The organism is Leptolyngbya sp. FACHB-36, from assembly GCF_014695955.1.
Classification (GTDB): Bacteria; Cyanobacteriota; Cyanobacteriia; order Leptolyngbyales; family Leptolyngbyaceae; genus FACHB-36.
The window spans coordinates 1-8,570 of sequence record NZ_JACJPG010000449.1; the positions used below are offsets into that span (position 1 = coordinate 1).

Genomic DNA, 8,570 nt, shown 5'->3' on the forward strand with positions numbered 1-8,570 from the left:
CCTCGTAGGAGAGGGTTAGGGAGAGGTCTTCAGCGATCGCATCTGTAGGTTTACCACCGAGCTGAATTACTACAGACCGTCCTGCCTGTGACGAAGCTCTCATAATAAACGCCCCCAAATCAATTGATTCGGGGGCGGACAATCATGTGCATCTACCGCTTTACCTTTCTCTATAGCTATCTGTATGTCCGGACGGAAATAGGCATCCAGCATGAATTCTGAGACAAGATTGGGCAACCCAGCTACAGCACGAACTGATCAAATCCACAGGTTGGGCAGCAAACATAATGCCCCTGCCAACGAATCGGACCTTCCCCACAGGTAGGACAGTAGAACGAAAGCTGGGTTGTGATCAGCGATCGTCCCCTTGCCTGCAAAGAGTGACGACGCTTGCGTTTTCCAACCATAGCGGGTTCACACGATATCACATCTCGTGGCGTCAAGTACTGCTCACGCCACTGCTGCTCTGCTAACTGTGCCGCTTCTGCCTCAGTCCACCGCCGCGCAAGTTTTAGCGTTGCAGTGTCTCGGAACGGCGACATAATCGCGCTGTCGCCTGTCAAGGTGGCGATCGTCGCGGCGATTGTTTTGCAGCAGCTTGCCGGAGACTGCACCACCTGCACCTCACTGAAGCGAATCACCACCCAACCCCACGCTAGAAATGCCTCATTTCGGCGATCGTCTTTAGCAGAGCCAACGTAATGAAGCGGCAGCCGCGTATCGTGCGTGTACGGCTCATCCACTTCGATATCCACATGCAGATTGAGCGCCGGATCAATGTAAGCGAAATCTGGCACGTAAGGCTGCACCATACCTGCACGTCGAATCATTAGCCCCGAGTGAATCTTGCCAGGAAAATAGCGCCACAGATCTCGCTCAAACTGGGTTTCCGAGTGTCCCTTCGGCGCGTGGTGATGCACCCCTTCTGGACGATCGGTTTGCCTCAGGACGGACTCAAGCGACTGCCCAGTCAGGTTTTTCAGGCGATCGGGAATCAAAACGGTTGGAAATCGGTCCATACCGCCATTATAAAAGTTCTCCTAGACCAATTTATGAATGTCTGTTCATATGTTAAGATGAGCGCAGAACTTGATGAGGCAACCCCATGACGACCGTGACTCAAATGAAGTGTGCTTGCGACTCCTGCCTGTGCGTTGTGTCTCTAAGCGACGCCGTAATGAAAGACGACAAAGCTTACTGCGGCAACGCCTGCGCCAACGGGCATCCGCAAGGATCGGGCTGCGGACACACAGGCTGCGGCTGTAATAGCTAATACCAATTCGGAATTCGGAATTCGCAATACTCGCTGCGCGAGAAGCAAGCTACGGAATTGCAGAAGCTAGAGTCTGCCTACGTTTTAGCGGTTTGGTCTGTAGCTGGAATTTAGAGAATGGGTATGACTGAACTTTAAATGGCAGCAAACGCAGAGGGCGCAATGGTGTTCTCTGCGTCTCTTTTTAGTTGCTCAATTTAGTTGCTCAATAGACATGCGACTGGAAACAGCAGGTATTCCAGAAAAAACAGCTTCCAGATGAACTGGTAAAACCGACTAATCGACGTTCTGTCCTGCAAGTTGACTTGCCGACTGCGCCACCACAAGCTGCCCAGCAGTGCCAGATGCGGCAGGACCAGAACGACGCGATCGACCCCTGGAAGTCCGACCAATCCTGCCACTGCCATTCCTACGTAGCACACCGTTAGCACGCCCAGCGCCAGATTAAACACAGTGCGCTGTCCCAGCCGCAGCGTAAACGTGGTGATGTTGTACTGCCGATCGCCCTCCATATCGGGAACATCTTTAAAGATGGCAATGGCAAACGTAAACACCAGAATAAACAGCGTCAGTGCCCAAACGATCGGAGAGATTGCTGCGCCGCTGCTGTAGTGCAGAAACAGTCCCAAATTGACGATCGCCCCCCGCACTGTGAAGATGCACAGCGACGCCCACAGCGGAAAGCGCTTCAGCCGAATCGGCGGCAAAGAATACGCCGTTCCAATCAGCAGACTCAGCCCCACCATTCCGAGCAAATAGGGACCGGATAGCCCCGCCGTCAAAAGCGCCAGCAGTCCAGCCGTCACCACGATCGTCCAGCCTTGCCGTCGCGAGAACTCTCCAGACGCCAGCGGCAAATGAGGCTTGTTGATGCGATCGATCGCGACATCCTCCAGTTGGTTAAGACCGACGATGTAAACATTGCCGCACAGACATGCAAACAGCGTTGGTAGGAGAATGAACGGGGACGTGCTCCAGTCCCGCTGCGTCGCCAACGCCATCAAATACAGCCCCAACACACTCAAACTAGTGCCAATAACCGTGTGGGGGCGCGAGAATTTCCAGAAAGCGTAGAGCCAGGAAAGGCAGAGCTGGACAAGCGTTGGTTTAGTCGGGGGTTGAGAAGACGGCGAGAATTTAGACGAGATCCGGCTCATGAATGCCTTGAGGGTGCAACGATCGATCAGCAAGGTAGACTGTCGTCATCTGTCCGTAGCGTCTCAACAAACCACTGACTACTGACCACTGACCACTATGACTACCCTGCATGATAGTTCTAGCAGGAATTGGTCCCTCTAAAACGCTGCCCGCATAAAGGCAGGACGAACCGTGGCATACTCTGGAATCGAATGCTCTAGATGGGGCGGGCAAAGACCGATCGCCCGCAGATCTGCACTGACCATTAGCGTCACTAGCTCCTCGAAGGTTACGGTTGGCAGCCAACCCAAGCGGGTTCGCGCTTTGGTCGCATCTCCGATTAGCAAATCAACCTCGGCAGGACGCAGATAGCGATCGTCAAACTCCACATGATCGTGCCAGTCCAAGTCTACGTAGCTGAAGGCAATCTCTAGAAACTGCCGCACCGAGTAGGTGTGCCCGGTTGCAATCACATAATCGTCCGGCTGGTCTTGCTGAAGCATCAGCCACATTGCTCGTACGTAGTCTTTGGCGTAGCCCCAATCCCGCATCGAGTCCAGATTGCCCAGGTAAAGTTTCTGCTGGTGTCCTGCCACAATTCGAGCGACGGCACGGGTAATCTTCCGCGTCACAAAGGTTTCACCCCGTCGCGGCGACTCGTGGTTAAACAGAATGCCATTGCAGGCGAATAGCCCATACGCCTCACGATAATTCACAGTTTGCCAGTGGGCATACACTTTGGCGCAGGCGTAGGGGCTGCGAGGGTAAAACGGCGTTGTTTCTTGCTGAGGCACTTCTTGCACTTTGCCGTACATCTCGGAGGACCCCGCCTGATAGAAGCGAACTTCGATTCCGGTTCGCTGCTGATAGTCCCGCACGGCTTCGAGCAGTCGCAGCGTGCCCATGCCAACGGAATCTACCGTGTACTCTGGCGAGTCGAAGCTGACGCGCACGTGGGATTGGGCACCCAGGTTGTAGATCTCGATCGGCTGCACCGTTTCTAGAATCCGTCGTAGGGTCATGCCGTCGGTGAGGTCGCCGTAGTGCAGAAAAAACTGAGCGTTTGAGTTATGCGGATCTTCGTAGAGGTGATCGATGCGATCGGTATTAAACGTCGAGGTGCGGCGAATGACCCCATGCACTTCGTAGCCCTGCTCTAGCAACCACTCGCTCAGATAGGAGCCATCCTGACCTGTAACGCCGGTAATCAGTGCTCGCTTGCTAATTGTCATGCTGAACCATCCTCTTAGTTGTTCGCTGTTCGCTGTTCGCTAATAGCCATTAGCTATTAGAGTGCTCACGTTCGTTGTGCTCATTGACTCAAATTCAGCATTCCCACTGCCGATCGACTTTCAACGGGAGCAGCCAACTGTACCGAAACCCTGTCCAGCTAATACCAATTCTCTAAATTGCAGCTACAGATCAAACGACTGAAACGTTGACGAAATCGAGTGGTTGAAATTTCGAATTGCGAACTCCGAATTCCGAATTGGTATAACGGCTTTCATGAAGCGTCTACCGCTAATCACTCATTCCATTTGCACGGTACAAATCTGATGACAGCCACGTATGCAGCTACTTAGTAAAGCTGACTTCACAAAAGTAGCCCTTGAAACAGTGTCGCTTCATACAATCTTGATATTCATTGTGTTCTGGCGGACTTAACACCGTAGGACTACGGATGGTAGCGTGCTAGCAAAGATGCTGACGTGTGCAATTTTTGTTCAACCATTCCAATCATCAGGACGATCGCCATCTACTCTCGCTTCACAAAACATCCCTCAATATTTGGTGCAGGCTCCCCGGCTTCTCGCTCCTGCTGAACCTCCCACTTGGTGACTCTAGGACATAGCCATGACGTTTCAACTGCAAATTCTGCACGCTTCTGATTTTGAAGCCGGTATTCCTGCCCTCAGCGATGCTGTAGGGTTTTCGACCGTGGTCAACGCGCTCAAAGACGACTTCGCCAATACATTGATTCTGTCGTCGGGCGACAACTACCTTCCCGGTCCGTTTTTCTCGGCTGGCTCCGACCCAACCCTAAATTCTGTGCTGGGTGCAGCGGGCGTTGGACGGGCAGACATTGCCCTGCTGAATCGGTTTGGCGTTCAAGCCGCCGCGTTTGGCAACCACGAATTTGACTTGGGTACCGCCACGATTCAGTCGGTGATCGTTCCGGGTGGTGCTTACCCCGGAGCGCTATTTCCGTACCTCAGCGCCAACCTAGACTTTACCAGTGACGCGAACCTGAGCAGCCGCGTCGTCGCACCGGGGCAGGACTTCACCACGATCGGGGCAACCCAAACCGCTCAAGCACCAAACGGGACCACCGTTACCGACAACCGAGGCAGAATCAGCCGCAGCGTTGTGCTGACGGTGAACGGCGAGAAAGTTGGCGTCGTCGGCGCAACGACCCCGACCCTACCTGCGATTTCCTCTCCCGGTCCCGGCGTCGTCACAACCCCGACGCCGTTTGCAGCCGTCCCAACTCCTGAGCAGCTAGACGCGCTGGCTGCGGTCATTCAGCCAGAAATCAACGCCCTTACCGCAACCGGGATCAACAAAGTCGTGCTGCTGGCGCACATGCAGCAGTTGGAGATTGAGCGGGAGCTAGCAAAGCGTTTGACCGACGTGGACGTGATTATTGCAGGCGGCTCTCATACGCTACTGCCGGACAGCACCGATCGTTTGCGTCCGGGTGACGTGGCTCCAGCGGGTCTGTCCTACCCGATCACAGAAACGAATGGCGCGGGGCAGCAGGTGCTGGTGGTCAACACTGCTGCCAACTACCGTTATGTTGGTCGCTTAGTTGCCACGTTCGACGACAGCGGCGTCATTATTCCCACCAGTCTCGATCCCGCCGTTAGCGGTGCCTACGCCACCGACGCCGACAGCGTTGCGGCTCTGACGGCTGTGAATACGGCAGCGGGTGGCGCTGTGGCAGCGCCCGATGCGCAAGTGGTAGCCATTACCGATGCGCTGCGGAATGTCATTGTCAGCAAGGACAGCAACATCTTTGGCAGCAGCACGGTGTTCCTCAATGGCACCCGCGATGACGTGCGGACGCAGGAAACCAACTTGGGCAATCTCACCGCCGACGCGAACCTGTTTGTGGCGAAGCAGACTGACCCAACGACCGTTCTGTCGCTGAAGAACGGGGGTGGCATCCGGGACAACATCGGCGAGGTTAGTGCGGCTCCGGGGGCGATCGACCCCAACGATGTGCAGCGCCTCCCGACCCCGGCAAACCCGCTAGCGGGCAAAGAGGCAGGTCAGGTTTCCCAACTGGATGTGGAGAACTCCCTGCGGTTTAACAATGCCCTCAGTTTGGTGACGGTGACTGCCGCGCAGCTCAAGGAACTCATGGAGCACGGCGTGTCAGGCGTGCGACCGGGTGCAACGCCGGGAGCATTCCCGCAAATCGGCGGCTTTATTTTCAGCTTTGATCCGACGCGGACAGCCCGGACGGCAACGGTTGCGGGAGAGCGGATTCGATCGCTCGCTGTCACCGACAGCAGCGGCGAGGTTGCCGATGTCGTGGTGCAGAACGGGCAGTTGGTGGGTGACCCTAATCGCACATTCCGCATGGTGACACTGAACTTCCTGACGGCAGGCGGCGATGGCTATCCGTTCCCGACCGATGCGGCTGTCAATCGCGTTGATCTGTTAGCCACGGGTGTGCGGACGGGACGGGCAACGTTTGCGGACGACGGCAGTGAGCAGGACGCCTTTGCCGAGCTTTTAGCGGCGACTGGCAGCTTTACTACTCCCGACACCGCGCCTGCGCAGGACTCGCGGATTCGCAACTTGTCGGTTGCTGGTGACTTCACGCTGACTCCACCCACCGATGGATCGGGAACTCAGCGGACGTTCACGATCGCCAGCGGAGACACGCGCACGCTGACAAACTTCGGCGCCGTTGGCACGGGCATCAATCCGGATGAAGACACGATCGTCGAGGTCGATACCCTGCGGTTTACAGGCGATGGACTGACGGCGCGCAATCTGCTTCTGACTCAGAACGGCAGCGATCTGGTCGTCGACTTTGCAGGCTCCAGCACGCAGGTAACGCTGCAAAACGTTCAGTTGGAGACTCTGGATAACCTCTTGGCTCCAACGGCTCCGGCTGATCTGGCGAACATTCTGTTCAATGGACAAACGACGCCGCAAGACAGCTTCGATGTAATCAACGCGGACGCAAATCCTGGCGAGATCTTTGCCCGCAACAGCGTCACCTTCCTCAACGACCTCGATAACACGGTGACAGGCTTCGATGACTCCAACGACGTGATTAACGGTCAGGGCGGCGATGACTACCTCGACGGTCTGAGCGGCAATGACCTGCTGCGGGGCGGTGCCGGAAATGACACCCTCGTTGGCGGTGCCGGAAATGCCAATGCGCTGGTCGGTGATGAGGGCAGCGACCTGTTTGTGCTGCAAGTGGGTGGCTTCTCGGATCTGAGGGATTTTGAGAGCGGCATCGACAAAATCGGACTGACGGGCGGCTTGACCTTCGAGCAACTGCGTATCGGTACAATCTCATCGGTCGAGCCGTCGCTCTTCATTGATACAGGGCTTCCAGGCGGATTGCTTGCGGTTCTCACCCGTCCTGTCTCTTTAACCAGCGCAGACTTTGTGACCGTCTAGCGCCTCTGAAAACCGTCTCGCTGCGTAGGGTGAGCAGTGCGCTCACCCTACCGTCATGATCTGAAGGTTTTACTGGGTCCTGTCTCGCGTTTGTCAACGTAATTTGTGCATTTCCAAGAGAACTTTGTATGACTAGCTTTCGATCGATCGATCCCAACTCCTCGAATGTCAGCGACCTCGCTGCCGTCCCTGAAGCTGCCAGCACGCTGCGAAAAATTGGCGGCTTTACGGGAACCGGGGCAGAAATTTCGGCGTACGACCCCGCCAGCAAACGGCTGTTTATCGTCTCCGGTGGCGCGGCAATTCAGGTGCTTGATCTGAGTAATGCCAGCAGCCCAACGCTGGTGCAGACGATCGACCTGTCTTCCTTTGGATCTGCCGCCAATAGCGTGGCAGTGCGCGATGGAGTGGTGGCGATCGCCGTTGAAGCCAATCCTCGAACGGACCCTGGCAGCGTTGTCTTTCTGGACGCCAGCGGCACCCTGCAGGCAGCCGTCTCAGTCGGTGCCGTGCCCGACATGCTCACCTTTACGCCCGATGGCTCGAAGGTGCTAGTGGCGAACGAGGCAGAACCCAGCAGCTACAACCAGCCAGACTCGATCGATCCGGTCGGCTCGGTTAGCATTATCGACCTGTCGAATGGGGTTGCGAGTGCCACCGTTGCCACCGCAGGCTTCGAGCGCTTTAACGCCCAGAAAGCAGACTTGCAGGCGAAAGGCGTCCGGATTTTTGGACCCAACGCAACGGTGGCGCAGGACTTTGAGCCGGAGTACATCGCCGTTTCAGCCGACAGCAAAACCGCGTGGGTAACCCTGCAAGAAAACAACGCGATCGCCCTAATCGACATTGCCAGCGCCAGCGTCACCAACATTTTGCCGCTGGGCGCGAAAGACTTCAGCAAGGGCGTTCCGACCGTCACCAGCTATGACTTCGGCGATCTTCCGCCGCTGGGCGTGACGGTTGGAGGGCAGGAAATCAAGCTGGGCGGCTTTTCTGGCTTGTTCTTTGAGGGCGTCGCCGAAAACGGCAATCTCAAATTCATTACGCACACCGATCGTGGTCCCAACGGCGAACCGACTGACTTGATCCCCAGCATTCCGGGCAGCGAACGCCCCTTTGCTCTACCAGAGTTTCAGCCGCAGCTCATTCGGTTTGAACTCAATCAGGAGACGGGCGAGATTGTGCTTGGCGATCAGATTGGGCTGTCTCGTCCCGATGGATCACCGCTGACCGGATTGCCCAACCTGCAAAGCGGCGCGACCGGAACCGCCTACACCGATGAGGTGCCCATTGATCTGTTTGGCAAGCAGTTGCCGAACGATCCCTTGGGTGGCGACTTTGAAGGCTTGGTCGTGGCACCGGATGGCACGTTCTGGCTCAGCGACGAATACCGTCCCGCGATTTACCGCTTCGACAGCACGGGCACGCTGATCGATCGATTTATTCCTGCGGGGGCACCGACCGAGAGCGGCGACTTTGGCACACCCGCCTTGCCTGCCGTTTACGCACAGCG

The 8,570-nt window shown here is 56.2% G+C and carries 6 protein-coding genes; 3 read left to right on the forward strand and 3 right to left on the reverse strand.

Annotated elements, in window-relative coordinates; translation table 11 throughout:
* Window positions 1–242 precede the first annotated feature (242 nt).
* Window positions 243–1,019: a DUF559 domain-containing protein gene (locus H6F43_RS12700; protein WP_190343117.1), complete on the reverse strand. Its 777-nt coding sequence runs from the start codon at window positions 1,017–1,019 to the stop codon at window positions 243–245.
* 86 nt (window positions 1,020–1,105) lie between these two features.
* On the opposite strand from H6F43_RS12700, the gene H6F43_RS12705 reads away from it, so the two are divergent.
* Window positions 1,106–1,273, forward strand: a complete 168-nt coding sequence (locus H6F43_RS12705) for a metallothionein (protein ID WP_190343118.1) — start codon at window positions 1,106–1,108, stop codon at window positions 1,271–1,273.
* Between the two features lie 197 nt (window positions 1,274–1,470).
* Here H6F43_RS12705 and H6F43_RS12710 read toward each other — a convergent pair whose 3' ends face one another.
* Window positions 1,471–2,430, reverse strand: coding sequence for a homogentisate phytyltransferase (locus H6F43_RS12710; RefSeq protein ID WP_190343119.1), 960 nt, complete (start codon window positions 2,428–2,430; stop codon window positions 1,471–1,473).
* Between the two features lie 138 nt (window positions 2,431–2,568).
* Window positions 2,569–3,642 carry a GDP-mannose 4,6-dehydratase gene (gmd, locus tag H6F43_RS12715; RefSeq protein ID WP_190343120.1) on the reverse strand — a complete coding sequence of 358 codons (1,074 nt, stop codon included), beginning with the start codon at window positions 3,640–3,642 and terminating at the stop codon, window positions 2,569–2,571.
* A gap of 622 nt (window positions 3,643–4,264) precedes the next feature.
* On the opposite strand from gmd, the gene H6F43_RS12720 reads away from it, so the two are divergent.
* The gene (locus tag H6F43_RS12720; RefSeq protein WP_190343121.1) at window positions 4,265–7,057 is read left to right on the forward strand and encodes a bifunctional metallophosphatase/5'-nucleotidase; all 2,793 of its coding nucleotides are present in this window, start codon (window positions 4,265–4,267) and stop codon (window positions 7,055–7,057) included.
* Between the two features lie 128 nt (window positions 7,058–7,185).
* On the forward strand, window positions 7,186–8,570 hold a 1,385-nt coding region (locus H6F43_RS21980; protein ID WP_190343122.1), incomplete at its 3' end, for an esterase-like activity of phytase family protein.

Bases quoted from the DNA above. Each gene is read 5' to 3' on its own strand.
- H6F43_RS12710 (WP_190343119.1), bottom strand. From the start codon at position 2,430: ATGAGCCGGATCTCGTCTAAATTCTCGCCGTCTTCTCAACCCCCGACT.
- H6F43_RS12705 (WP_190343118.1), top strand. From the start codon at position 1,106: ATGACGACCGTGACTCAAATGAAGTGTGCTTGCGACTCCTGCCTGTGC.
- gmd (WP_190343120.1), bottom strand. From the start codon at position 3,642: ATGACAATTAGCAAGCGAGCACTGATTACCGGCGTTACAGGTCAGGAT.
- H6F43_RS12720 (WP_190343121.1), top strand. From the start codon at position 4,265: ATGACGTTTCAACTGCAAATTCTGCACGCTTCTGATTTTGAAGCCGGT.
- H6F43_RS12700 (WP_190343117.1), bottom strand. From the start codon at position 1,019: ATGGACCGATTTCCAACCGTTTTGATTCCCGATCGCCTGAAAAACCTG.